The sequence below is a fragment of the Nocardia sp. NPDC055002 genome (assembly GCF_053608825.1).
On record NZ_JBSGWE010000002.1, the window covers coordinates 359,139 to 384,437 of the forward strand.

The following is a 25,299-nucleotide window of genomic DNA, read 5'->3' on the forward strand; positions in this document are numbered from 1 at the left end:
GCACCGGAGGTGCGCCTGTCGCGGCGGACTACCTGGGTGCTTCGACAGGGGTCGGCGCGGTCACGGCCGGTGGTCCGACGAACACCGGGTCCGAGCGCAACGAGAGCGCGGCGGCGACGATCACGGCCACGCAGATCAGCGCTACCGCACCGAGCGCCGCCCAGCCGATGCGCTGCGCGGATCGCTGATCGCGGGCCGACAGCCAGCCGGGCACGAACAGGATGCCGAGCGCGCTCAACGTGCCCGCGGCCAGACCGCCGAGGTGGCCCCACAGCGAGATTCCCGGGATCGAGAAGCTGATCAGCACATTCACGCCGATGACCACCAGCATCGGGGTCGGGCTCTGCCGCAACCGGATCAGCGTCACCGTGACAGCGCCGAACAGGCCGTACACCGCACCGGAGGCGCCGGCTGTCGCCGTCACCGAATCCGACAGCGCCATCACCGCCGCCGACCCGCCCAGCAGCGAGACCAGGTAGACGCAGCCGTACCTGATCCTGCCCAGCACCTGCTCGAGGTCGCGCCCCACGACATACAGGGCGAACATGTTGACCAGCAGATGGATCGCGCCGTAATGCAGGAACCCCGACCCGAGCAGCCGCCACCACTCGCCGTCGGCCACCAGCAACGGCACCAGGACGAACTCCCGGAACACCGACGACCCGCGGTAGTTGTACATAGGACTGCCGGCCTGCGCCGCGGTGAGCACATAGACCAGCACATTGACCGCGATCAACCCGTAGGTCACGTACGGAAGCGCGCCACCCTCGCGTGCGCCGCCGACGGTCCGCACCGGCCGCACGTCCTGCTGCCCCTGCCGTACACAGTCCACGCAGTGCTGCCCGACCGCCGCCGGACGCAGGCAGTCGGGGCAGGCGGGCCGCCCGCATCGCGTACACGCGAGTCCGGTAGGCCGATCAGGATGACGGACACACGTGGGTGTGAGCGGGTTCGACACCCTGCCATCGTGCCAGACCGCCCCCTGCGCCCGCCGCGTTCGCCACTGCGCACCCGGATCGTCAATCGGAGCGCTGTGGTGCGAATATTTCCTGCGAGCAACGCCGCGTGAGCGTGCCGGGCGGACCGTTCGGGACCGGGTTCGGTGTTGCTGGGCGCCGGGTGGTCGCGGTAGCCGACCTGTGCGATGGGTCACCCGGACGAGCCACCGGGATCGGTCCGCAGGGTCCGCACCTGGGGTTTTGTCGGGCGGGGGAGCGCCCCGATGATCTTCATCGCAGGTCAGGGCACCCTTTGTCAGGTGACCCTTATTAGATTTAGGGAAGCAATTCCGCCACACTGGTGTTGTGAAAACCGTGGGTTTGCGGACAGGCGTGGAAAGTGACGGTCGTAAGACGACCGGCGCTCGGTCGTCGGCTGTCCCCGCGGCGACCGCGCACGAGGGGCAGACCAGGGCGGCCATCGTCCAGTTGCTGCTCGAGCAGGGGCCGATCACCGCGACGGCGATCGGCACCGAACTCGGTCTCGCGCCCGCCGGGGTGCGCAGGCACCTCGACGCGCTGATCGACGCGGGCCAGGCTCGGGCGAGCCGCTCCGCGCCGTGGCAGCAGAAAGGGCGCGGTCGACCGGCCAAGCAGTACCAGCTCACCGCGGCGGGCCGGGGCAACCTCGGTCACGCCTACGACGATCTGGCCGGCGCGGCGATTCGTCAGCTCGGCGAGATCGGTGGCGACGCCGCGATCGCCGAATTCGCGCGCAAGCGGGTTCGCGTGATCGTCGACGGCATCGAACCCGTCGCCGACCACACCGCACCGGTGATCGAGGCCAAGGTCTCCGAGATCGCGGAAGCGTTCGCCGAGGCCGGTTTCGCCGCCACCACCCGTCAGGTCGGCGCCGGTGTGCAGATCTGTCAGCACCACTGCCCGGTGGCCCATGTCGCCGAGGAGTTCCCGCAGTTGTGCGCCGCCGAATTGGACGCTTTCCGCGACCTGCTCGGTACCCACGTGCAGCGCCTTGCGACGATCGCCAACGGCGATTGCGCCTGCACCACCCACGTACCGCTGGTCGCGGTGCCGAAGACCCCAACCGCCGCACAGCCCGCGGCGGGACGAACGAACGACTCCGGAAGGAGTGCCGAATGACGACCTCGACCGACCAGGTACAACCGCTTACCCAGGACGAAACCATCGCCTCGCTGGGCACCTACGGTTACGGCTGGTCCGACTCCGATGTGGCAGGCGCCAGCGCCCAACGTGGCCTGTCGGAGGCTGTCGTTCGCGACATCTCGGCCAAGAAGAGCGAAGAGGAGTGGATGCTCGACCTGCGCCTCAAGGCGCTGCGCATCTTCGACCGCAAGCCCATGCCGAACTGGGGTTCCAACCTCGAGGGCATCGACTTCGACAACATCAAGTACTTCGTGCGCTCGTCCGAGAAGCAGGCCGAGAGCTGGGAAGACCTGCCCGAGGACATCAAGAACACCTACGACAAGCTGGGCATCCCGGAGGCGGAGAAGCAGCGTCTGGTGTCCGGTGTCGCGGCGCAGTACGAGTCCGAGGTCGTCTACCACTCCATCCGCGAGGACCTGGAGAAGCAGGGCGTCATCTTCCTCGACACCGATACGGCGTTGAAGGAGCACCCGGAGATCTTCCACAAGTACTTCGGTTCGGTCATCCCCGCCGGTGACAACAAGTTCTCCGCGCTCAACACCGCCGTCTGGTCGGGTGGCTCGTTCATCTACGTGCCGCCGGGCGTGCACGTCGACATCCCGCTGCAGGCCTACTTCCGGATCAACACCGAGAACATGGGCCAGTTCGAGCGGACGCTGATCATCGTCGACGAGGACGCCTACGTCCACTACGTCGAGGGTTGTACAGCACCGATCTACAAGTCCGACTCGCTGCACTCCGCGGTCGTGGAGATCATCGTGAAGAAGGGCGGCCGCTGCCGCTACACGACCATCCAGAACTGGTCGAACAACGTGTTCAACCTGGTCACCAAGCGGGCCAAGGCCGAAGCCGGCGCCACCATGGAGTGGGTCGACGGCAACATCGGCTCCAAGGTCACCATGAAGTACCCGGCGGTCTGGATGACCGGCGAGCACGCGCACGGCGAGGTCCTCTCGGTCGCGTTCGCGGGCCCCGGCCAGCACCAGGACACCGGTGCCAAGATGCTGCACCTGGCCCCGCACACCTCCTCGACCATCGTGTCGAAGTCGGTGGCGCGTGGTGGCGGTCGCGCGTCGTACCGCGGTCTGGTCCAGATCAACAAGGGCGCGCACGGGTCGAAGTCGACCGTGAAGTGTGACGCCCTGCTGGTCGACACCATCAGCCGCTCCGACACCTACCCCTACGTCGACATCCGCGAGGACGACGTGACGATGGGTCACGAGGCGACCGTCTCCAAGGTCTCCGAGGAGCAGCTGTTCTACCTGATGAGCCGCGGCCTCACCGAGGACGAGGCGATGGCGATGATCGTGCGCGGCTTCGTGGAGCCGATCGCCAAGGAACTGCCGATGGAATACGCATTGGAACTGAACCGGCTCATCGAGCTGCAGATGGAAGGGGCCGTGGGCTGATGTCGACGCTCGAGACGCCGATCCAGAATCCTGGCGCGGGCGCCGCGGTCAACAAGGGCGAGGTCTTCACCTCGTTCGACGTGAACGCATTCGAGGTCCCGTCGGGTCGCGACGAGGCGTGGCGGTTCACCCCGCTGCGCCGCCTGCGCGGCCTGCACGACGGCACCGCTGCCGCCGACGGTCAGGCAACCGTCGAGGTGAGTGAAGTCGCCGGTGTCACCGTGGAAACGGTGGGCCGCACCGACTCTCGTCTCGGCCAGGCCGGCACTCCCGCTGATCGTGTTGCCGCCCAGGCCTACTCGGGTTTCTCCGAGGCGACCGTGATCACCGTCGGCCCGGAAACCGAGGTGTCGGACCCGGTCACCGTCACTATCACCGGTCCCGGTGAGGGCAAGACCGCCTACGGTCACCTGCAGGTGCGCCTGGACAACTTCGCCGTCGCCACCGTGGTCATCGACCAGCGCGGCAGCGGAACCTACGCCGAGAACGTCGAATTCGTGCTCGGTGACAGCGCCAAGCTCACCGTCGTCGCGGTCCAGGAATGGAACGAAGACGCCGTGCACGTCACCGCGCATCACCTGAAGCTGGGCCGTGACGCGAACCTGCGCCACGTGTCGGCGACCCTCGGCGGCGACCTGGTTCGCCTGTCGGGCACTGTGCGCTACGCCGGTCCCGGTGGTGAAGCGGAGCTGTTCGGTCTGTACTTCGCCGACGCCGGCCAGCATTTCGAGCAGCGCCTGCTGGTCGATCACGCCGAGCCCAACTGCAAGTCCAATGTGCTGTACAAGGGTGCGCTGCAGGGCGATCCGTCCTCGCCCAAGGGCGATGCTCGCACGGTCTGGATCGGCGACGTGCTGATCCGCGCGGCCGCCGAGGGCACCGACACCTACGAGGCGAACCGCAACCTGGTGCTCACCGACGGCGCGCGCGCCGACTCGGTGCCGAACCTGGAGATCGAGACCGGCGAGATCGCCGGTGCCGGGCACGCGAGTGCCACCGGCCGTTTCGACGACGAGCAGCTGTTCTACCTGCGCGCTCGCGGCATTCCCGAAGACGTCGCCCGCCGCCTGGTGGTGCGTGGCTTCTTCTTCGAGATCATCCAGAAGGTCACGGTCCCCGAGGTCCGGGAGCGGCTCGAGGCGGCCATCGAGGCCGAACTCGCCACTGTCGGTATCTGACTCACCTACTTCCCACGAAGGACTTCAATTCGATGACAACTTTGGAAATCAAGGACCTGCACGCCGAGATCACCACCCCCGAGGGTGAGTCGAAGCAGATCCTCAACGGCGTCGACCTGACTGTGAAGTCCGGCGAGACGCACGCCATCATGGGCCCCAACGGCTCGGGCAAGTCCACGCTGTCCTATGTGATCGCGGGCCACCCCAAGTACACCGTCACCCAGGGCACCATCACCCTCGACGGTGAAGACGTCCTCGCGATGTCGGTCGACGAGCGTGCCCGCGCCGGCCTGTTCCTGGCCATGCAGTACCCGGTCGAGGTCCCCGGCGTCTCGATGTCGAACTTCCTGCGCACCGCTGCCACCTCCATCCGCGGCGAGGCCCCCAAGCTGCGCACCTGGGTCAAGGAGGTGAAGGAGTCGATGAAGGAACTCGACATCGACTCGGCCTTCGCCGACCGCTCGGTGAACGAGGGCTTCTCCGGTGGCGAGAAGAAGCGTCACGAGGTGCTGCAGCTGGGTCTGCTCAAGCCGAAGATCGCCATCCTCGACGAGACCGACTCCGGTCTGGACGTCGACGCGCTGCGCATCGTCTCCGAAGGCGTCAACCGCTACAAGGAGCGTACGGACGGCGGCGTGCTGCTGATCACCCACTACACCCGCATCCTGCGCTACATCAAGCCCGACTTCGTGCACGTGTTCGTCAACGGCAAGATCGTCGCCGAAGGTGGCTCCGAGCTGGCCGAGGAACTCGACGCGAACGGCTACGAGCGCTTCACGTCCGCGACCGCTGGAGCCTGACATGACCGCGACGGTGCCAGCGCTCGACGTGGCCCGGATCAGGGCCGACTTCCCCATCCTGCACCGCACGGTGCGGGACGGGAAACCGTTGGTGTACCTGGACTCCGGTGCCACTTCGCAGCGCCCGCTGCAGGTGCTGGACGCCGAGCGCGAGTTCCTGCTCACCCGGAATTCGGCGGTGCACCGCGGTGCCCACCAGCTGGCGGAGGAGGCGACCGACTCCTATGAGGAGGCGCGCGCCGACATCGCCCGCTTCGTCGGCGCCGACACCGGCGAGATCGTGTTCACCAAGAACGCGACCGAGTCGCTGAACCTGGTGGCCAACGCGTTCGGCGACGACCGGTTCCCCTACAAGGTGGGCCCCGGCGACGAGATCGTCATCACCGAGCTCGAACACCACGCGAATCTCGTTCCGTGGCAGGAGCTCGCGCGTCGGACCGGTGCCACCGTGAAGTGGTACGGCATCACCGATGACGGCCGCATCGACCTGGATTCGCTCGAACTGTCGTCCGCGACAAAGGTTCTCGCGTTCAGCCACCAGTCGAACGTGACGGGCGCGGTGGCTCCGGTGGACGAATTGGTCCGCCGGGCAAAGGCGGTCGGCGCGCTCGTCGTGCTCGACGCCTGCCAGTCGGTGCCGCACATGGCGGTGGACTTCCACGAGCTCGGTGTCGATTTCGCCGCGTTCTCCGGCCACAAGATGCTCGGCCCCATGGGTGTCGGCGGACTGTACGGCCGCCGCGCGCTGCTGGAGGAGACGCCGCCGTTCATCACCGGTGGGTCGATGATCGAGACCGTCACGATGGAGAAGACCACCTACGCGCCGCCGCCGCAGCGCTTCGAGGCGGGCACGCCGATGACCTCGCAGGTCGTCGGATTGGCCGCCGCGGTGCGCTATCTCGAAGACCTCGGCATGGACGCGGTCGCCGCGCACGAGCACGCCCTCACCGGCGCCGCGCTCGACGGTCTGTCCGGGATCGAGGGGGTGCGCATCGTCGGGCCGATCGAGAACGTGGACCGCGGTGGCGCGGTGTCGTTCGTGGTCGACGGGATCCACGCCCACGACGTGGGCCAGATCCTCGACGACCAGGGTGTGGCCATCCGGGTCGGGCACCACTGCGCCTGGCCGCTGCACCGCAAGTTCGGTGTCGCCGCCACCGCGCGTGCCTCGTTCGCCGTCTACAACACCCTCGATGAGGTCGACGCACTGGTCGCGGCCGTGCGGAAGGCCAAGACCTTCTTCGGAGTTGCCTAGATCATGCGTATGGAACAGATGTACCAGGAAGTGATCCTGGATCACTACAAGCACCCGCATCACCGCGGGCTGCGGGAACCGTTCGGTGCGCAGGTGCACCACGTGAACCCGACCTGCGGTGACGAAGTGACGATGCGGGTGCAGATCGACGACGCCGGTGAGGTCGCCGACGTCTCCTACGACGGCCAGGGCTGCTCGATCAGCCAGGCCGCCACCTCGATCCTCACCGATCAGGTGATCGGGCTGCCGGTGCAGCAGGCGCTGAAGGTGGTCGACTCGTTCAGCGAGATGATCTCCAGCCGCGGCACCGTCGAAGGCGACGAGGACATGATCGGCGACGGCATCGCCCTCGCCGGTGTGAGCAAGTACCCGGCGCGGGTCAAGTGCGCGCTGCTCGGGTGGATGGCGTTCAAAGACGCTGTCGTGCAGATCAGTTCGGCCGAGGAAACCAAGGCACCGATGGGAAATGGGGAGTCTGCCACATGAGTGAGAGCACCGATATCGCACAGACCCCGGACGTCGCGGCGGCAGCCGAGGTCGACAAACCCGCCGAGGTCGAGTTGACGGCCGAACAGATTCAGCACCTCGAGGATCTCGAGGAGGCGATGCGTGATGTCGTCGACCCCGAACTCGGCATCAATGTCGTCGACCTCGGTCTGGTCTACGGCCTGTCGGTCGACGGGGAGAACATCTGCACCCTCGACATGACGCTCACCTCGGCGGCGTGTCCGCTGACCGACGTCATCGAGGACCAGTCCCGCAACGCGCTGGTGCGCAGCGGTCTGGTCGAGGACCTGAAGATCAACTGGGTCTGGATGCCCCCGTGGGGCCCGGACAAGATCACCGACGACGGCCGCGAACAGCTGCGCGCCCTCGGCTTCACGGTGTAGCACCGCACTTTTCGGGCCCGGATCCTGGCTGGATCCGGGCCCTTTTTGCGGTTATGTGTCGACCGGTTCCGGTGTGATGATTCCCGTTCTGGTTGGTTGTCACCGGGCGATCAGTGATGATCTTGACGGTTCTGGACTTGCCGGAACTGTTTCACGAGGAGATCTTTCGAATGAATTTCATGAGTAAGGCCGGCCTTGCCGTTGCGGCGCTCGGCCTTGCGGCCGGCTCGGTGCTCGGTGCCGGTTCGGCGAACGCGGTCGGCCTCGACCAGTGGGGCGCGATGGCCGCAGACGGCGACTGGGCGAACTACGGTCGTTCGGTCGGCTATCCCACGCGCGCCGAGGCCGAGGCTGCCGCACTGGAACAGTGCGCCGCGGATGGTTGCATGGTGGAGGCCGTGTGGGTCAACGGCTGCGCGGCCCTGGTGGAGAACGATGAATTCATCGCCTGGGGCAAGGGCCCGACCCGCGCCGACGCGGAGCGGGAGGCTTACCTCGCGCTGACCGAGGGCACTCCGCAGAGCCTGCTCGTCAACGTCGGTTCGTCGCAGCTGGCCGGCGGTCATGTCATCGAAACGGTCTGCACCGCCAACGCGCGCTGATCGTCACGGCGATTCTCGAGCCCGGGCCGCGCAGCGGTCCGGGCTCGTGTCGTCTTCGGCCCAGACGCTGATCACGGCGGAGCATGCGGGCCCGGATTCATGTGCTGACGGCGGTGATGTGATGTTTCACCGAACGGTTGGCTATCACCGGGTCATCAGTGATGATCTTGAAGGTTCCGGACTTTCGGAACAGGTTCCAGAGGAGATCTTTCGAATGAGTTTCATGGGTAAGGCCGTCTTCGCCGTTGCGGCGTCGGTTCTTGCGGCCGGGTCGGTGCTGGGCGCCGGTACGGCGAGTGCGGCAGGCGACCAGTGGGCGTCGATCGCGCTGAGCGACGGCCAGGCGATCTACGGCACCAGCGTCAACGAGGAAAGCCCCGAGGCCGCCCAGGCCGCCGCGATCGCCGACTGCCACCTGGCGGACTGCAACGTGGTGACGACGTGGGCCAACGGCTGCGCCGTGCTGGTCGAGAGCGACAACGGCATCGCGTGGTCGACCGGTGCGACGCGGGCAGAGGCCGAGCGTAAGGCGTACGAGAACCTCTCCGAGCTGACGCCGACCGCGCTGCTGGCCAACACGGGCTCGGCGGGCCTGAGCGGCTCCGAAATCGTCGACGCGATCTGCACGGCGAACGCGCGCTGACCGTCGCGTAGCGAGTGGGCCCGGATCCTCACGCAGGATCCGGGCCCTTTGCTGTTGTGTACTAAGCGTTCTCGACCACGGCGACCGAGTCTATCCACGCGCTGATCATGTCGGCGGTCCCGGCGATGATGGCGTCGAGCTCGGCGTCGTCGAGTTCGACCGAACGCAGCGCGGTGGCGAAGCCCGCGTTGAGCACGACGAAGGCCATCACGTCGATGTCGACGTGCTTGATCGGGCCCATGAACTGGATGATGTAGAGCTTGATGAGCATCCGCAGCCGGGGTTCGAATTCGGGGATACCGCTGCCGTAGAACTGCAGATCGGCGACCAGGGCGCGCACGAGCGGCCCGTTCGCGACGAGGATGTCGACGGCGGAGCGGATCAGACCTATCACGGCATCGCGGGGGGACTGGCCGGAACTGGCGGTGAGCAGCTGGCTGTAGCGCTCTTCTACCTGCAGAAACAGGCTGTCGTTGAGCTCTTTGACGATCTCGTCGCGGTCGTTGAAATACCGGTACAGCGTGCCGATGCTCATGCCCGCTTCGGTCGCGATCCGGTTGGTCGAGGTATTGCCGATACCGCGGGTGCCGAAAAGATGAGCGGCCACCGTGAGAATGCGTGTTCTCGTCTCTTTCGCCCGGTCCTGCTTGGGGCGTTTGCGCTGCTTATCGGCTTGCGGGGGCATCTATCGACCTCGGCAGAAAGAAGAGTAGAAGGTGAGCGGTTGCTCACCCTACAGTCATGATCACAGAGAAACCGCAGTGTAGGCCATCACATCGGCCGACATGACGGAAGCACAACCACTACCGGCGGCGCCGGGGTGTAGAAGAAGGAGGAGTCGACGATGACGATCCCACTGGACGAGACGGCCCTGTGGCAGCCCCTGCGCGATGTCCGGACGATGACCAGCCGGTTGGTCGGCCACTTCGTCGACAATGTCGCGACTTGCCGGACGCTACCCGGTGATGTGATCGCCGGTGACGTCACCTCGGTCACCCGCATGTGCCTGGAGATCGTCGGCGGCATGCTGGACGGTCGCGACGAGGAGGTGAAGCTCAACCGGCTCGCGGTGGCGGCGGCGGGCTGGGCGCGCGAAGGCGTGCCGATCGACACGATCCTGCACGCTTTCCACGAGGGCTTCCGGCTCTCCTTCGACGCGGTCTACGACGAGGTGGCCGACGTCGATCGCGCGAGTCTGATCCACGGCTTCCGCCGGGTGGTCGAGATCTCGGACCTGTTGTGTACCACGGTGACTCGCTCCTACATCCGTGAGCACCGTGAGGCCGTCGGCGAACATCACACGGCGGTGCACACCCTCACCTCGGCACTGCTGGCCGGTCAGTCGACCGTCACCATGGCCCGCGAGGTCGGCATCACCGTCTCCGACGCGTATTCGGTGCTCGCACTCTCGATCGGGGCGCACCCCGACGAGCGCGACCCGCGCGTCAACGGTGCGGTGGTGGCGCGGCGCAAGCTGCGCAGGGTACAGACGGCATTGGCGCACCGGTGCGGTGAGCAGGTGCTGTCGCTGCTGTCGGTCGACGGCGGCACGCTGCTGATCCCGGCCGATCTGCTGGTCGGCGAGCAGCTCGACGCATTGGTCGAAGCGCTGTCGAGGGCCGCGCATGTCGATATCACCGCGGCTCTGGTGCCCGCGGCCACGGAGGAGATCCCCGACGCGGCCCAGCGTGCCCACGAACTCCTGGACATGGTGGAGCGTCTCGACAGTGCCCCCGGCCTCTACCGCTTCGGCGACCTGGCCCTGGAGTACCAGCTCACTCGCCCCGGCCCCGGTCGTGCCCGGCTCGGTGAACTCCTCGCCCCCCTCGACAACCACCCGGAGCTCTACGAAACCCTGCGCGTGCACATCGCCAACAACATGAACCGCCAGCGCACCGCCCGGCTGCTGCACATCCACACCAACACCGTCGACTACCGCCTGCGCCGGGTAGCTCAACTCACCGGCCTCGACCCTGCCCAGTCCTCGGGCCTGTGGCAACTGCGTTCCTCGATGATCGCCCGCAGCTTCCACACCGGCCCCGCCCCCCACTCCGCCGTCACCGAAGCCCGAGTTCCCCGCCGCCCCGCCCCCCACCCCTACTCCGACCTGGACGGCATCCGCTCGGCCTGAACCCCCACCTCCGGCCCCGGCGTCGCGACCCTGAAGCTGTCGCGATGCCGGGGCCTTCGACTGCCGATCCCGCAGTCCGCCAAGCGAATACCGGACGGCGCATCGGGAAACGCAGTGAACTGGTTTTGGTATATGGTTATATAGACTAAAACTAGGAGGGGTGATGACCGCCGAATCGGTAGAGCAGTTGTGTCGGGCGATCGAGCAGGGCGCGTCGCCGAAGTACCTGGCGTTCTGGGGACACAGCCCACGTCGCGACGGAACGATCGGCTCGAGCAGCCTGAGCCAGTGGTGGCCGGCGACATTCGTAGTCGACGGTGTGGAATTCGCCAGTGCCGAGCACTACATGATGTGGCGCAAGGCAATGCTGTTCGAGGACGCGGCTACCGCGGCGAAGATCCTCGAGGTCGGTCATCCGAGCCAGGCGAAGAAGCTCGGCAGGCAGATCCGTGACTTCGACGAAGATATCTGGGAACGAGCACGATTCGACATCGTGGTCGCGGGGAGCGTGGCCAAGTTCGGGCAGGATGACGCGCTGCGGGAATATCTGGTCGGTACCGGCGCGCGGGTACTCGTCGAAGCCAGTCCGGTGGACCGGATCTGGGGGATCGGGATGGCCGCCGATGATGCGGGTGCGCTGGATCCTGCGCGGTGGAAGGGGCTCAATCTGCTCGGGTTCGCGTTGATGCGGGCGCGGGACGAGTTGGTTCGCCGGTAGATAGCGGTCCATCGCTACTTGTCGGTGGGTGTTGTTAGTCTGTGGCGGACGAGCGGTTCGGGAGGAATCGGGCGTTTCGACAAGCGAGAACTGTTGTGGCCGGAAATGTCTCGGCGCTATGACACGTTCGCAGAATGGTGTCGTGGCGATGCCGGAAAGCTATTTCCGGGGAAGTCGGCGGCCGTTCATGATTGGTTCGGCTTCGAGGCTCGGAGTCGGTATTTCGACGGGGAGAATCTCTGATGTCTGGTCTGGGCAACTATGCCCTTGGTGTGGCCGCGCTGTCCGCGGTGGCGGCGTTCACCGTGGTGAACGCCGGGCCCGCGGCCGCGGGGGCGAGTGGTGTGGCGATCGCTGAGGCGCCGGGATACACGGCGGTGTCGCGCGATGGTGGATTCGAGACCGCGTCGGGTGACCTGTACGGGGCGCTGGCGTTGTCATCGGGCCGCGCCGTGGTGGCCTCGGCGGTGAACTACGGCAGCTGGGCTGCGGCGAGCCAGGCCGCGCTCGATGAGTGCGGCGTGCGCGACTGCCAGGTCGTCGTCGAATTCCGCAATGCGTGCGGCGCGGTGGCCCAAGGCGCGGACTACCGCTTCGGCTGGTCGTGGGATCACTCCCTGGACGCGGCCGAGCGCTCGGCGGTGGACGTGCTCGGCATCAGTGCGGCCCCGTTCCCGGATCCGGGTTCGGCGTCGCCGCGTGCGGCGAGTGTCATCCTGTCCGCGTGCACGGCGAACGTGTAGCGAAACGCGAAGCGGCAGGGGTACGGACCGAATAGGCCCGTACCCCTGCTGGATTCAGCGGCGCAGTACTTTCCTGGCCAGCCAATTGCCGAAGAACTGCACACCCTGCACACCGGCGATGATGATCAGCACCGCCACGATGGTGACCTGCCACTGGAATTGCTGATACCCGTAGACAATGGCGAAATCACCGAGCCCGCCACCGCCGACGGTACCCGCCATCGCGGAGATATCGACGATCGAGATCACCACGAAGGTATAGCCGAGAATCAACGGCCCCAACGCTTCCGGAACGATCAGCGTGAGAATGATCCGCAGCGGTCCCGCGCCGACCGCACGCGCGGCCTCGATCACGCCCGGATCGACCGTCACCAGGTTCTGTTCCACGATCCGCGCGATCCCGAACGAGGCCGCGACGATCATCACGAACAACGCCGCCTCGGAGCCGATCGTGGTGCCCACCACCTCCAGGGTGACCGGGCCGAGCGCGGCCAGCAGGATGATGAACGGAATAGGGCGCACCACATTGACGATCACATTCAGCACGAAGTAGATCGGCCCGTTCGCCAGCAGGCCACCCTTGCGGGTCGTGTACAGCGCGGTCCCGAGCACCAGCCCGATCAGCCCCGCGACGACGAACGTCACGCCGACCAGGTAGACGGTGGTCCCGATCGCCTCGAACAGTGTGGGCCGCAGCTTCTCCCAGTTGGTCTCCATCAGCCCGCCTTCCGTTCCAGGTCGGCGACAACGCGATCCAGCGCGGCATCTGGCCCGTGCAACGCCAGGGTGACGCTGCCGAATGTCTTGTCCTGCAACGTGCTCACCCCGCCGTAGACGATCTCGAAGCGCACGTCGGCGGCGGTCGCGGCGGCCAGCGCCGCGCCGAGACCGCTGTGGTCGTCGATGTCGACGGTGACCAACCGGCCGCCGTGGAGCTCGCGCAACCGATCCAGCTCGGTCGCGTCGGGCCGGTTGTGCAGCACGGTCGCCACGAACGACCGTGTCGGCGCGGCCTGCGGCGCGGCGAAAACGTCGAAGGTGGAGGCCAATTCGACGATCCTGCCCTCGGCGAGCACCGCGACCCGGTCGGCGACCGCGCGGATCACGTCCATCTCGTGGGTGATCACCACGATGGTCACCCCGAGTTCGGCGTTGATCTTCTTCAGCAATCGCAGCACCTCGCCCGTGGTCTCCGGGTCCAGCGCGGAGGTGGCCTCGTCGGCGAGCAACAGCGAGGGCGAGGTCGCCAGCGCCCTGGCGATCCCGACCCGCTGCTTCTGCCCGCCCGAGAGCTGATCGGGGTAGGCGCGCGCCTTGTCGGTGAGCCCGACGAAGTCGAGCAGTTCGGCCACGCGGGCCTTGCGTTCGGCCCGTTTCCAGCCCGCCACTTTCAGCGGGTACTCGATATTGCCTGCGGCGGTGCGGGATCGGAACAGGTTGAACTGCTGGAACACCATGCCGATATCGCGACGCAGCTTGCGCACCGCCGACTCCGGCACCCCGGTGATCGGGGTGCCCGAAATCGTGACGGCGCCCGAAGTGGGCTTGTCGAGCGCGTTGATCAGCCGCACCAGCGTGGACTTGCCTGCTCCGGAGTAGCCGATGACGCCGAAGATCTCACCCGGTTCGATCCGCAGGTCGATATCGTCGAGTGCGGTGTGCCGATCGTCGCCGCTGCCGAAAATCTTGGTGACGGAACGGAATTCGACAGCGGCGGGTTCGGCACTCACTTGGCCGTGCGGATGCCCTGCTGCACCCGGTCCAGGATCTGCTCGAGCTCGGCGCCGGGACGGTTCACCGCGACCGCGGTGCCCTTGGTGGTTTCGGCGTGCGCGGTGGCCACGGCCGGGTCCTTCCAGATCTCGACCAGCTTCAGATACGTCGGATTCGTCTTGTCCTCGGCGCGGCTGACGATGACATTGATGTACGGCTCGGCGGCCGGATTCTTCGGGTCATCCTTGTACAGCGCCGATTTCGGGTCCACGCCCGACCGGTCGAGGAAGGTGTTGTTGATCACCGAGCCGTCGACCGAGGGCAGCGACAACGCGGTCTGGGCGGCATCGACCGGGGTCACGCGCACCTTGGACGCGGCCTTGTCGATGTCGGCGGGCGTCGGCTGGACCGAGGTGCCGGTGATCTTCAGCAAGCCGGCGGCCTGCAGCACGAACAGCGCACGCGCCTGGTTGGTCGGATCGTTGGGGATCGCGATCTCACCACCGGCGGGGATATCGGCGAGAGCCTTGTGCTTCTTCGAGTAAAGGCCCAGCGGCACAATATAAGTCGAGCCGATCGGGGTGAGCGTGTCCGAGCTCGCCACGTTGTACTGGCCGAGGAACTGCAGATGCTGGAACAGATTGAGGTCGATCTGTTTCTGCGACAGCGCCGTATTCGGCTGCTTGTAATCGGAGAAATTGGTGACCTTCAGTGTGATGCCCTGCTCCTTGGCCTTCTGTTCGAAGACCTCGAAAGCCTTGTCCTTGTCGGTGGTGCCGATCCGCACGACCGTGCCCGAGGCGTCGTCATCGGAACCGCACGCGGTCAGGGTGAGGGCCGCGGTTGCAATCAGCACTGGGATCGCCAGTGTCCGACGGAATTTCACTTGTACTCCCGAATTGCTAGCAGAAGATGAACTCGGCCATCCAAGCTGTCGGCACTACCCGCCGACAACGGTTTGACTTGCCATGAGCGAAATCCTCGCAAACACTGGGACGCCCGTCTAACTTGCGGACAATGCGAATCCTGCGCCGTCTTCTGGCGATTCCGGTCCTGGTCGCGCTGGCAACGGGGGCGGTGAGCTGTGGGCAAGACCACCCGGACGGCGTGGTGCGGATCGGTGTGAACGACATCGCACAACCGCACTGGGAGGTGTACAAACGCAAGGCGGCCGAGCAGGGCATCGCCGTCGAGTACGTGAACTTCACCGATTACAAGCAGCCCAATCCGGCGCTGGCGCAGAAACAGGTCGACCTCAACAAATTCCAGCACGTGCGGTACCTGGCCAACTACAACGTGGCCAACAACGACACGATCGTGCCGATCGGCGCGACCGAGATCTTCCCGCTCACCCTGTACTCCACGAAGTACACCTCGGTCGCCGAGATCCCGCGGGGTGGGCAGATCACGCTCAGCAACAATCCGGCGCAACAGGTCCGTCCCTTGCTCGGGCTGTCGGCGGCGGGGTTGATCGTGCTGAAGGGCGGCGCGAGCTGGGACTCCACGATCGACGACGTCGACACCGGCGCCTCGAAGGTGCGGCTCATCACGATCGATCCGACGCTCACCGCGCAGTCACTGGACAGCGTCGACGCGGCGTTCGTCGACGACACGTTCGCCGGGCCCGCCGGCCTGACCCAGCAGCAGGTCATCTACACCGACGATCCGGCACGCCCGGAATTGAAGCAGTACATCAACGTCTTCGCCGCGCGGGCGGCCGACAAGGACAACCCCACCTACCTGAAACTCGCGCAGCTCTACCATGATCCGGAGGTGGTGGCCGCGGTACAGGCGGAGACGGGCTACGCGGGAATCTTCAAGACCAACGACGCCGCCGATCTGCAAGCCACGCTGCGCGAGCTGGAAACGAAGTTCCGCAGGTAGTCAGTCACCCAGGAACTTGTGCACCAGCATCACGGCCATCGAACCCTCGCCGACGGCGCCGGCGACACGGTGCCCGTTGAAGGCGCGCACGTCTCCCGCGGCGAACACCCCCGGCACGGTCGTTTCCAGGTGCAGGGGTGGGCGGGACAACGGCCAGGGGGAGTCGGACCCCTCGACGATGGCGATATCGGGGCCGGTGAGCAGGTAGCCGCGGTCGTCGCGGGCGAAGGATCCGTCGAGCCACTCGGTGGCCGGGTCGGCGCCGATGAAGGCGAACAGCCAGGTCGCGGGCACTTGCTCGACGGCGCCGGTCGTGCGATCGCGCAGGGTGAGGTGTTCGAGATGGGTGTCGCCCGAGGCGTCGACGACCTCGACGCCGGTGCGGACCTCGATGGCCGGGATCGCCTCGATCTGCTCGATCAGGTAGGTCGACATCTCGACAGCCAGGGAATCGGCGCGGACCAGCATGATCACCCTGCGCGCGCAGGAGGCGAAGTAGACCGCCGCCTGGCCGGCGGAATTCGCGCCGCCGACGATGTAGACATCGGAGCCCGAACACAGTGGAGCCTCGGTGAGCGCGGAGAAGTAGAAGACGCCGCGGCCGTTGAACTTGTCGACGCTCGGGATGTCGAGGGTGCGGAAGGTGGCGCCGCTCGCGACGATCACCGAGCGAGCGGTAACGGTGATGCCGTCGGTGCAGTGCACCGCGAAACCGTGGTCCGTCGGTCGCAGGTGGTCGGCTCGCAGACTGATCACGAGTTCGGCGCCGAACTTGCACGCCTGCCTGCGGGCACGGTCGGTGAGGTCGGAGCCGGAGATGCCGTCGGGGAAACCGAGATAGTTCTGGATGCTCGAGCTCAGCCCGGCCTGACCGCCGATCGCCCACCGTTCGAGCAGGATCGTGCGCAGTCCCTCCGACGCGCCGTAGAGGGCGGCCGCCATGCCCGCGGGGCCGCCGCCGACGACGAGCAGGTCGTAGCTGTCGGAGGTGGGCTTGGTGTGCAGACCCACCCACTGCGCGAGCTGCTCTTCATCGGTGGGCCTGAGGGTGCGCCCGTCCGACCCGAACAGCACCGGAGTGTCCGCGACGGTGAATCTGTGGTCCGCGAGGAGTTCGCGGCCGGCCGGGTCGGTGGGTTGCACCCAGCGACAAGCGATTTCGTTGCGGGCCAGGAAGGTGCGGATCACAGTGCACGCGGGCGACCACATATCGGCCACCACGGTCAGCTCGGCGCCGTCGTGCTCGTCTCGCGGAGTAGGAGCCACCCGCCGAGAGTAGGCCCGACCAGGGGTGATGTGCTCGAGGCGCTCCGGCGGCGGGTCAGCGCAGCGGGTGCTCCACCGACAGTCTGCCGCGGCGGACGAGATCGCGTTTGGTGATCGGCGGCAGTGCGGCGTCGTCGTCGGGGGCGGCGGGGTTGGGCCGCACCAGCAGGGTGACGGTCGCGGCGGGCACGAATCCGCTGCTGGTCATCAGCGCGGCCGAGGCGCTGTTGCGGTCCTCGACATCGGTGACGATATGGCGTGCGCCGCGGGCGAACAGCGCCTCCGAGCACACGTTCACCAGCCGCCGCGCGATCCCGTGTCCCTGCATATCGGGGGCTACCGCGATCCATTCCAGATATGCCCAGTCGTCGCGATGCTCGAACTCCATCGACCCGAGGACGAACCCGACCACCCGGTCGGAATCCAGGGCCACCCAGCAGGCGTTGTCGGGGCTGTCGAGGTGCTCGGCGACGGCCGTGAGCGACCACGACGTGTACGGCTTGATGGTGGTGTCGAAAACCTGATGGCCGAGGTCGAGGACTTGACGCAGGTGTCCCAAACCCATCGGCACGACAGCGATGGCGGTGTCCATAGCCGCCAGTGTGCCCTACGCGCCCTTGCGGGCCGCGGTCTTGGACGCGGTGGATTTGCTCGCGGCCGATTTGCGCGGTGCGGCCTTCTTGGCGGCCTTTTTCGCGGGTTTCTTCTCCGGGGCGGCTTCCCGGCGCCCGCTGGTCTCGAGACTGCGTTGCAGCGCGGCGACCAGATCCACGACTTCGGCATCGGCCTGTTCGGCGGGTGCTGTCGCGGCGGCGGGCTCGACCTTGCCGGTGCCGCTGGCGATCGCCTCGTCGAGCAGCTTCTGCAATTCGATCTGGTATTCGTCGGTGTATTCGGACGGGTCGAAATCTCCTGACATCGATTCGACGAGGGTTTCGGCCATCTTCAGTTCTTGCGGGCGCGGGGCGGGCGCGTCGTCGAGCGACGGGAATTCGACGGCACGCACCTCGTCGGGCCACAGCAGTGTCTGCAGCACCAGTACACCGTCGCGCACGCGCAATGCGGCCAGCCGGGTCTTCTGGCGCAGTGTGAAATGGACGAGCGCGGTCTTGTCGATGCGTTCGAGGGTCGCCGCCAGCAACTGATAGGCCTTCGGCGTCGTGGAATCCGGTTCGAGGTAATAGCTTTTATCGAACAGCACCGGGTCGATCTGGTCGGACGGCACGAATTCCAGCACGGGAATCTCGTGTTTCTCCGCCGCGGGCAGTTTCGAGAAATCCGCGTCGGTCAGCACCACCTGCTCACCGTCCGGTGAGGTATAGGCCTTGTCGATATCGGAGTACTGCACAGATTTGCCACACACCTGACAGACGCGGTCATATTTGATCCGGCCCCCGTCCTTGGCGTGGACCTGGTGGAACCGAATGTCATGGTCCTCGGTCGCGGTATAGACCTTGACCGGGACATTGACCAGCCCGAAAGCGATCGAGCCCTTCCAGATCGATCTCATCCACCCATCATGGTCGAAATGTCGCGCCGGGGCGAGCAAGCGATCTCGAATAGGTGCCCGCCCGTGATCCGGCGGTGCTTGAAATCGTTGCGTCTGATCCAATTGCCGCGTGAGTGTCGAGGTGATCGTGTGCGGGATCGGGCCGGCGGGCCGGGCCGTTGCCCATCGTGCGCTGGCGGCCGGGCGCAACGTCACTGTGATCGATCCACGCCCGGATCGAGTATGGACGCCGACCTATGCGGCGTGGGTCGATGAATTGCCCGGGTGGCTCGATTCCGGCGTGGTCGCGGCGGCGATCGACGGGCCGACGGCGTGGGCGGTGCGCGAGCATCGGATCGATCGCACCTATCAGGTTTTCGATACGGCGGCGCTGCAGTCGTCGTTGACGCTCGACGGCGCGGCCGTGATCGCCGACCACGCCGTGGAGGTGAATGCGCGCTCGGTGCGGACGGCGGGCGGGCTGACCCGTACCGGGCAGGTGGTCGACGCGCGGGGGTTGGCCCGGTCGCCGCGTCGCGCCGAGCAGACCGCCTATGGAGTGGTCGTGGACCGTACGGGACTCGAGCCGACACTGTTCATGGACTGGCGGCCGGACAACGGGGCCGATCCCGACGACCCACCGTCGTTTCTGTACGCGATACCGCTGAGTGCCGACACCGTGCTGTTCGAGGAGACCTGCCTCGCCGGGCGACCCGCGCTCGCGCCGGACGTGTTGCGACGCCGGCTCGAACATCGGTTACGCGTGCGGGGGATCGCGCTCACCGGGGCCGAACCCGTTGAACGGGTGCGGTTTCCGGTACAGGGCGGCATGCCCGGGCGTGGCCGATTCGGTGCGGCCGGTGGGTTGACCCACCCCGCGACCGGATACAGCGTCGCCGCCGCGCTCGCCGCCGCCGACACCGTTGTCGCGGGTGGCGCGGTGTGGACGCCCAGCGCGCGGGCCGTGGCGGCCTTGCGCCGCGCGGGTTTGCGCGCGCTGCTGGCTCTGCCGCCACGCGAGGTACCGGTCTTCTTCGAGACGTTCTTCGGTTTGCCCGCGCACCTGCAGCTTTCCTATCTGTCCGGCCTCGATGACCTCGGTGGCACTCTCGCCGCGATGCGCGCGCTGTTCGCCGATCTTCCGCCGAATCTGCGCCGCACCGTCGTGACCTCGGCCGTCGGCGCGGCTCGCCGGTAGCCGAAGCCGAGACCCGTCACCGACTGGACGAGCAAGGGTGTGCCAGAGGCCCGGCGGTGCCGCCACGAAGTTGCTACGATCGCCACGCGAACGCGCCGACCCGCCAACAGGATCGGGCCGACGAGGCGGGACGGCCGGAACTACTCCGAGCCCCCGCACGCCGACATGCGCCTCGCGCGATGGTGTGACGAGTTAGGGGACAATCCGGTGTTCGAATTCACCAGGCGGCGCAGTCGCTGGGTGCTCGGCGTTTTCGCGGTGCTCGCGGTGGTGCTCGGCGCACTGGGCGCCACGCTGTTCGAGCGGGTGGAGGGCGGCGGATACACCGACTCCGGGAGCGAATCCAGCCGCGCGCTCGAGGTGTTGCGCACCGAGTTCGGGCAGGCGCCGCCGAACCTGCTGCTGCTGGTGGAAACCGAGTCCTCGGTCGAGGATCCCGAATCCACCGCGGCGGCAACGGCATTGGTCGCCAACCTGCAGGAACGGGCCGGTGTCACCGAGGTGATGTCGTACTGGACCTCCCACCAGCCCGCGCTGCGCAGTGTCGACGGCAAGCAGGGCCTGATCGTCGCCAGCGTGCTCGGCAGCGAACGCGAGATCGACGAACGCGTCACCGCCATCTCCGCAGAGCTGACGGGTAAACAAGGATCGTTGCAGGTCAGGGCGGGCGGATTCGCCATGCTCATGCACGAGACGGTGCAGCAGAGCAAGACCGATATCGCCAAGGGCGAGGCCATCGCGTTCCCGCTCACCCTGATCGCGCTGCTGTTCGTCTTCGGCGGCCTGGTCGCCGCGAGCCTGCCGCTGCTCGTCGCGATCGGCACAGTGCTCACCACCATGGGCGCGCTGTGGTTGCTCACCCTGTTCACGCCGCTGGCCGTCACTGCGACCAACGTGGCGACGCTGCTCGGCCTCGGCCTGGCCATCGACTACAGCCTGCTGATCGTCAGCCGCTACCGCGACGAACTGGCCGAAGGCCGCACGCCGGCGGGCGCGGTGGCCACCACCCTGCGCACCGCGGGCCGCACCGTCGCGTTCTCCGCGCTCACCGTCGCGGTGGCGCTGGCCGGGTTGCTGTTCTTCCCGCTGCTGGCGATCCGGTCCATGGGCTACGCGGGCATCGTCGTCGCGGCACTGGCCGCGCTGGTGTCGCTCACCGCGCTGCCCGCCGCGCTGTTGCTGATCGGCACCCGCATCGACAAGGGCCAGCTCGGCTGGTGGTTCCTGCGCGCGCCGCGGCCCGCGCCGGGTGAGGGCGCCTGGCACAAGCTGGCCACGGCCGTGATGCGCAAGCCGATCTCGATCGGACTCGCTGTCACCGCGCTGCTGCTGCTGCTCGGCGCGCCGTTCCTCGGCGTGAAACTCGGATTCCCGGACGAACGAACGCTGCCGGAATCGATGGACTCCCGTCAGGTCACCGAGATCGTGGCCCGCGACTTCGGCGAGAGCGACCAGCACACCCTCGTCGCGGTGCTGCCCGAAAGCGCTTACAGCGCCGCGGGACTCGACACCATCGCGCGTGACATGTCCGACCTGGACAACGTCCGCCGCGTCGACACCGCCACCGGCAGCTACACCCAGGGCGGGTTGCTCCTCGAACCCACCGCGGCCAACGCGCGGTTCCGGGTCGAGAAGGCCGTCTACCTGTCGATCGTGCCGACCACCGGTGACAGCGACGCTCTGGCGAACCTGGTCGACCAGGTGCGTGCGGTGCGGACACCGAGCGAGTTGCTGGTCGGTGGCGTGGCCGCCGCCAATGCCGACTCGGTCGCCGCGATCGAGAACGCACTGCCGTGGGCGCTCGGCTTCGTGGTGATCATGATGCTGATCGTGCTGTTCGCGCTCACCGGGAGCGTGGTGCTGCCGGTGCTGGCGGTGATCCTCAGCGCGCTGAGTTTGACCGCGACCTTCGGTGCGCTGGTGTGGATCTTCCAGGACGGCCACCTGTCCGGGGTGCTCGGTTTCACCGTCACCGGAGACCTGTCGGCCACCGTCCCGGTGATGCTGTTCGCCGCGGCCTTCGGGCTCGCGATGGACTACCAGGTGTTCCTGCTGTCGCGGATCCGGGAGGAATACGACCGGACCGGTAAGAACGAGACCGCGGTCGCGCTCGGCCTGGAACGGGTCGGACGTATCGTCACCGCCGCGGCGATTCTCATCTCCCTGGTGTTCCTCGGCTTCCTCGCCTCCGACATCACCTTCATGAAGTCCTTCGGTATCGGCCTGCCGCTGGCCGTGATCGTCGACGCCACCCTCGTGCGCGGGTTCCTGCTGCCCGCCGCGATGAAGGTGCTGGGCGACGCGAACTGGTACGCACCGGAATTCCTGCGTCGCCTCCACGATCGGTGGGGCCTGGACGAGGGCGGCTCGGCCCGGTCGAAACGTGAAGTGGTGGTGCGTGATCCGCTCGCCGCCAGGCCGGCGGAGATCGTCGTCGTGGATCCACTCGCACGGGCGGAGGCGGCGCGGGCGGAAGCGGCCAGAGCGGAGGCCGAGCGGGCCGACCCGGCGCGGGCCGAGGACGGTGCGCGGGAGAACTCGCGGGCGCAGGAGAGCATTTCGGCCTCGACGGGAAGCCGCGAGTCCTCGGACTGACAAGACATCGCAGGGGCGGGCACGCCGAACCGCCGCCCGCCTCTGCGAGTTTCAGAGCTGGCGGGTTCAGATGCCGCCGGTGGACAGGAACCCGCCGTCGACCCGCACACAGTCACCGGTGATCCACGCTGCCTCGTCGGACACCAGGAATGCGATCAGCCGGGCCACATCCTCGGGCTCGCCGAGTCGCTTCAGCGGGTACACGCTCGCGGCACGCTCCTCGTCGTCGGAGTACAGCGCGTCGGCGAACTTGGTCTTGACCACGCCCGGCGCCACCGCGTTGACGCGGATCTTCGGGCCCAGCTGCCAGGCCAGCTCCTCGGTGAGCCGGATCAGCGCCGCCTTCGACGCGCCGTAGGCCGAGATCACCCCGGACGACCGGATGCCCGCGACGCTGGCCACGTTCACCACCGCACCGCCGTGCTCGGCCATCCACGCGCGGTAGGCCTGCTGCACATAGCCCAGCGACGCCACCACGTTCACATCGAAGATCTTGCTGACGCCACCCAGATCGGCGTCCATCAGCGGACCGTAGACGGGGTTGATGCCGGTGTTGTTGATCAGGATGTCGAGCGAGCCGTACTCGGTGACGGCCCTCGCCACGGCTTCCGCGCGCGCGTCGGCGTCGCCCGCGTTGCCGGCGATGAAACTCACCTGGCCCTGGTGGCCCAGCGCGCGCAGCTCGGTGGCCGCGGCCTCCAGCGGTTCGGGTTTACGGGCGGTGATCAGCACGTTCGCGCCCCGGCGCAGCAGTTCGGCCGCGGTCGCGAGCCCGATGCCGCGACTGGCTCCGGTGACGAGGGCGGTCCGGCCCAGTAGATCGGTAGTCATGGCAAGAGAGTAACCACGCTCACATCGGGCAGCGCCGGGTTCGGCTTCCGGCAGCGTCGACGGTAAAATAAGTGGTTCTTGCCGATATGCCCTTCCCGTTTGTCTTACTCTGAGGAGAACTCTGTGATCACGGCGACCGACCTGGAGGTCCGGGCCGGAGTCCGTACCCTGCTCTCGGCCCCTGGGCCGGCGCTGCGGGTGCAGTCCGGCGACCGGATCGGACTGGTCGGTCGCAACGGTGCGGGGAAGACCACCACCCTGCGCATCCTCGCGGGCGAGGGTGAGCCGTACGCCGGAAAGATCACCCGCTCCACCGACATCGGCTATCTGCCGCAGGACCCGAAGGAAGGCGATCTCGATGTGATCGCCAAAGACCGGGTGCTCTCGGCGCGCGGGCTCGACGTGCTGCTGCGCGACATGGAGAAGGCCCAGGTCGAGATGGCCGAGGTGGCCGACGATGCCGCCCGCGACAAGGCGATTCGCCGGTACGGGCGCCTCGAGGACCAGTTCTCCTCGCTCGGCGGCTACGTCGCCGAGAGCGAGGCGGCGCGCATCTGCAACAGCCTCGGCCTGCCCGACCGCGTGCTCGATCAGCAGCTGCGCACTCTCTCCGGTGGTCAGCGCCGCCGCATCGAGCTGGCCCGCATCCTGTTCTCCGCGTCCGACGGCTCGGGCGGGCGCTCCGATCGCATCCTGCTGCTCGACGAACCGACCAACCACCTCGACGCCGACTCCATCACCTGGCTGCGCGGGTTCCTGCAGAACCACGACGGTGGCCTGATCGTGATCAGCCACGACGTGGAACTGCTCGGCGACGTGGTCAACAAGGTGTGGTTCCTCGACGCCGTGCGTGGTGAGCCCGACGTCTACAACATGGGCTGGAAGAAGTACCTCGACGCCCGTGCCACCGACGAGCAGCGCCGCGTCCGCGAGCGCGCCAACGCCGAGAAGAAGGCGGGCGCGCTGCGTCAGCAGGCTGCCAAGCTCGGCGCCAAGGCCACCAAAGCCGCTGCGGCACACCAGATGGTGCGTCGCGCCGAACGCTTGATCAACGAGCTCGACGACGTGCGCGTGAGCGACAAGGTCGCCCGCATCCGGTTCCCCGAGCCCGCGGCCTGCAGCAAGACGCCGCTGATGGTGAAGGACCTGACCAAGCTCTACGGTTCCCTGGAAATCTTCACCGGCGTGAACTTCGCCGTCGACAAGGGCAGCCGCGTGGTGGTGCTCGGGCTCAACGGCGCCGGTAAGACGACCATGCTGAAACTGCTCGCCGGTGTCGAGACGCCGACCGCGGGCGGCGTCGAGCAGGGCCGTGGGCTCAAGGTCGGCTACTTCGCCCAGGAGCACGACACCCTCGACGATCAGGCCTCGGTGTGGGAGAACATCCGCCACGCCTCTCCGGACGCGGGGGAGCAGGAGCTGCGCAGCCTGCTCGGTGCGTTCATGTTCACCGGTCCGCAGCTCGAGCAGCCGGCGGGCACGCTGTCCGGCGGTGAGAAGACGCGTCTGGCCCTGGCCGGGCTGGTGTCCTCGGCGGCGAACGTGCTGCTGCTCGACGAGCCCACCAACAACCTCGACCCGGTCTCGCGCGAGCAGGTCCTCGAGGCGCTGCGCACCTACGCGGGCGCCGTGGTGCTGGTGACGCACGACCCGGGCGCGGCCGAGGCGCTCAACCCGGAGCGGGTCATCCTGCTGCCCGACGGCACCGAGGACCACTGGTCCGCGGAGTACGCGGAGCTGATCGACCTCGCCTGATCCGTGGTGAAACGCTGTGTCGTGGCGGAACTCGCCGGGATCGCGTGAGTTTGATCACTGTTTTCGTTGATCACCG

25 protein-coding genes are annotated in these 25,299 nt (G+C 67.2%); 16 read left to right on the forward strand and 9 right to left on the reverse strand.

Translation table 11 applies throughout. The features are described from left to right. Window positions 1–28: 28 nt before the first annotated feature. Window positions 29–958, reverse strand: a complete 930-nt coding sequence (locus ACWF99_RS08885; RefSeq protein ID WP_452535547.1) for a rhomboid family intramembrane serine protease — start codon at window positions 956–958, stop codon at window positions 29–31. Window positions 959–1,304: 346 nt separating this feature from the next. On the opposite strand from ACWF99_RS08885, the gene ACWF99_RS08890 reads away from it, so the two are divergent. From ACWF99_RS08890 to ACWF99_RS08930, 9 genes are all read left to right on the forward strand, one after another. Then, complete coding sequence (locus ACWF99_RS08890; protein ID WP_378656051.1) at window positions 1,305–2,099, forward strand: helix-turn-helix transcriptional regulator; 795 nt, start codon at window positions 1,305–1,307, stop codon at window positions 2,097–2,099. Next, window positions 2,096–3,532, forward strand: coding sequence for a Fe-S cluster assembly protein SufB (sufB, locus tag ACWF99_RS08895; RefSeq protein ID WP_062983114.1), 1,437 nt, complete (start codon window positions 2,096–2,098; stop codon window positions 3,530–3,532). The genes ACWF99_RS08890 and sufB overlap by 4 nt, the downstream gene beginning before the upstream one ends. After that, a complete protein-coding gene (sufD, locus tag ACWF99_RS08900; RefSeq protein WP_378627109.1) occupies window positions 3,532–4,710 on the forward strand; it encodes a Fe-S cluster assembly protein SufD in 1,179 nt (392 codons plus the stop codon). Before sufB ends, sufD begins: the two co-directional genes overlap by 1 nt. A 32-nt stretch (window positions 4,711–4,742) precedes the next feature. Further along, a complete protein-coding gene (sufC, locus tag ACWF99_RS08905) occupies window positions 4,743–5,510 on the forward strand; it encodes a Fe-S cluster assembly ATPase SufC (RefSeq protein WP_378627111.1) in 768 nt (255 codons plus the stop codon). A gap of 1 nt (window position 5,511) precedes the next feature. Further along, on the forward strand, window positions 5,512–6,765 hold the full coding sequence (locus ACWF99_RS08910; RefSeq protein WP_378627113.1) for a cysteine desulfurase: 1,254 nt from the start codon (window positions 5,512–5,514) through the stop codon (window positions 6,763–6,765). 3 nt (window positions 6,766–6,768) lie between these two features. Further along, window positions 6,769–7,251, forward strand: coding sequence for a Fe-S cluster assembly sulfur transfer protein SufU (gene sufU, locus ACWF99_RS08915; protein WP_056810385.1), 483 nt, complete (start codon window positions 6,769–6,771; stop codon window positions 7,249–7,251). Then, entirely contained in the window at window positions 7,248–7,655 is a 408-nt protein-coding gene (locus ACWF99_RS08920) for a metal-sulfur cluster assembly factor (protein ID WP_378627114.1), read from the forward strand. Before sufU ends, ACWF99_RS08920 begins: the two co-directional genes overlap by 4 nt. A 116-nt stretch (window positions 7,656–7,771) precedes the next feature. Then, on the forward strand, window positions 7,772–8,257 hold the full coding sequence (locus ACWF99_RS08925; protein ID WP_452535960.1) for a DUF4189 domain-containing protein: 486 nt from the start codon (window positions 7,772–7,774) through the stop codon (window positions 8,255–8,257). Window positions 8,258–8,471: 214 nt separating this feature from the next. Then, entirely contained in the window at window positions 8,472–8,900 is a 429-nt protein-coding gene (locus ACWF99_RS08930; protein ID WP_378627117.1) for a DUF4189 domain-containing protein, read from the forward strand. Between the two features lie 61 nt (window positions 8,901–8,961). Here the strand turns inward: ACWF99_RS08930 and ACWF99_RS08935 are convergent, their stop codons facing one another. Further along, window positions 8,962–9,585, reverse strand: coding sequence for a TetR/AcrR family transcriptional regulator (locus tag ACWF99_RS08935; RefSeq protein WP_378656063.1), 624 nt, complete (start codon window positions 9,583–9,585; stop codon window positions 8,962–8,964). A gap of 159 nt (window positions 9,586–9,744) precedes the next feature. Between ACWF99_RS08935 and ACWF99_RS08940 the strand changes: the two genes are divergently transcribed. From ACWF99_RS08940 to ACWF99_RS08950, 3 genes are all read left to right on the forward strand, one after another. Then, entirely contained in the window at window positions 9,745–11,031 is a 1,287-nt protein-coding gene (locus ACWF99_RS08940) for a PucR family transcriptional regulator (RefSeq protein ID WP_452535548.1), read from the forward strand. Between the two features lie 163 nt (window positions 11,032–11,194). Further along, window positions 11,195–11,749, forward strand: coding sequence for an NADAR family protein (locus ACWF99_RS08945; RefSeq protein ID WP_378656065.1), 555 nt, complete (start codon window positions 11,195–11,197; stop codon window positions 11,747–11,749). 242 nt (window positions 11,750–11,991) lie between these two features. Then, complete coding sequence (locus ACWF99_RS08950) at window positions 11,992–12,492, forward strand: DUF4189 domain-containing protein (RefSeq protein WP_378627120.1); 501 nt, start codon at window positions 11,992–11,994, stop codon at window positions 12,490–12,492. Between the two features lie 54 nt (window positions 12,493–12,546). On the opposite strand, the gene ACWF99_RS08955 is transcribed toward ACWF99_RS08950, so the two are convergent. The 3 genes from ACWF99_RS08955 to ACWF99_RS08965 are packed head-to-tail and all read right to left on the reverse strand — an operon-like array spanning window position 12,547 to window position 15,091. Further along, window positions 12,547–13,209, reverse strand: coding sequence for a methionine ABC transporter permease (locus ACWF99_RS08955; RefSeq protein ID WP_378656069.1), 663 nt, complete (start codon window positions 13,207–13,209; stop codon window positions 12,547–12,549). After that, window positions 13,209–14,222: a methionine ABC transporter ATP-binding protein gene (locus ACWF99_RS08960; RefSeq protein WP_452535549.1), complete on the reverse strand. Its 1,014-nt coding sequence runs from the start codon at window positions 14,220–14,222 to the stop codon at window positions 13,209–13,211. Before ACWF99_RS08960 ends, ACWF99_RS08955 begins: the two co-directional genes overlap by 1 nt. Beyond that, the gene (locus ACWF99_RS08965; RefSeq protein WP_379315017.1) at window positions 14,219–15,091 is read right to left on the reverse strand and encodes a MetQ/NlpA family ABC transporter substrate-binding protein; all 873 of its coding nucleotides are present in this window, start codon (window positions 15,089–15,091) and stop codon (window positions 14,219–14,221) included. Before ACWF99_RS08965 ends, ACWF99_RS08960 begins: the two co-directional genes overlap by 4 nt. A gap of 131 nt (window positions 15,092–15,222) precedes the next feature. Here ACWF99_RS08965 and ACWF99_RS08970 point away from each other — a divergent pair, with 131 nt between their 5' ends. Further along, a complete protein-coding gene (locus ACWF99_RS08970; protein ID WP_452535550.1) occupies window positions 15,223–16,089 on the forward strand; it encodes a MetQ/NlpA family ABC transporter substrate-binding protein in 867 nt (288 codons plus the stop codon). Here the strand turns inward: ACWF99_RS08970 and ACWF99_RS08975 are convergent, their stop codons facing one another. The 3 genes from ACWF99_RS08975 to ku are packed head-to-tail and all read right to left on the reverse strand — an operon-like array spanning window position 16,090 to window position 18,865. After that, complete coding sequence (locus ACWF99_RS08975; protein ID WP_452535551.1) at window positions 16,090–17,355, reverse strand: NAD(P)/FAD-dependent oxidoreductase; 1,266 nt, start codon at window positions 17,353–17,355, stop codon at window positions 16,090–16,092. 55 nt (window positions 17,356–17,410) lie between these two features. After that, on the reverse strand, window positions 17,411–17,947 hold the full coding sequence (locus ACWF99_RS08980) for a GNAT family N-acetyltransferase (protein WP_378627132.1): 537 nt from the start codon (window positions 17,945–17,947) through the stop codon (window positions 17,411–17,413). Window positions 17,948–17,962: 15 nt separating this feature from the next. After that, window positions 17,963–18,865 (reverse strand): non-homologous end joining protein Ku, encoded by a 903-nt coding sequence (ku, locus tag ACWF99_RS08985; protein ID WP_452535552.1) that lies wholly within the window; start codon window positions 18,863–18,865, stop codon window positions 17,963–17,965. A gap of 109 nt (window positions 18,866–18,974) precedes the next feature. Between ku and ACWF99_RS08990 the strand changes: the two genes are divergently transcribed. After that, window positions 18,975–20,042 (forward strand): lycopene cyclase family protein, encoded by a 1,068-nt coding sequence (locus tag ACWF99_RS08990; protein ID WP_452535553.1) that lies wholly within the window; start codon window positions 18,975–18,977, stop codon window positions 20,040–20,042. A gap of 207 nt (window positions 20,043–20,249) precedes the next feature. Next, complete coding sequence (locus tag ACWF99_RS08995; RefSeq protein ID WP_378627136.1) at window positions 20,250–22,637, forward strand: MMPL family transporter; 2,388 nt, start codon at window positions 20,250–20,252, stop codon at window positions 22,635–22,637. 66 nt (window positions 22,638–22,703) lie between these two features. On the opposite strand, the gene ACWF99_RS09000 is transcribed toward ACWF99_RS08995, so the two are convergent. After that, complete coding sequence (locus tag ACWF99_RS09000) at window positions 22,704–23,468, reverse strand: SDR family oxidoreductase (protein ID WP_452535554.1); 765 nt, start codon at window positions 23,466–23,468, stop codon at window positions 22,704–22,706. A gap of 123 nt (window positions 23,469–23,591) precedes the next feature. On the opposite strand from ACWF99_RS09000, the gene ACWF99_RS09005 reads away from it, so the two are divergent. Further along, window positions 23,592–25,223 carry an ABC-F family ATP-binding cassette domain-containing protein gene (locus ACWF99_RS09005; protein ID WP_378627138.1) on the forward strand — a complete coding sequence of 544 codons (1,632 nt, stop codon included), beginning with the start codon at window positions 23,592–23,594 and terminating at the stop codon, window positions 25,221–25,223. Window positions 25,224–25,299 lie beyond the last annotated feature (76 nt).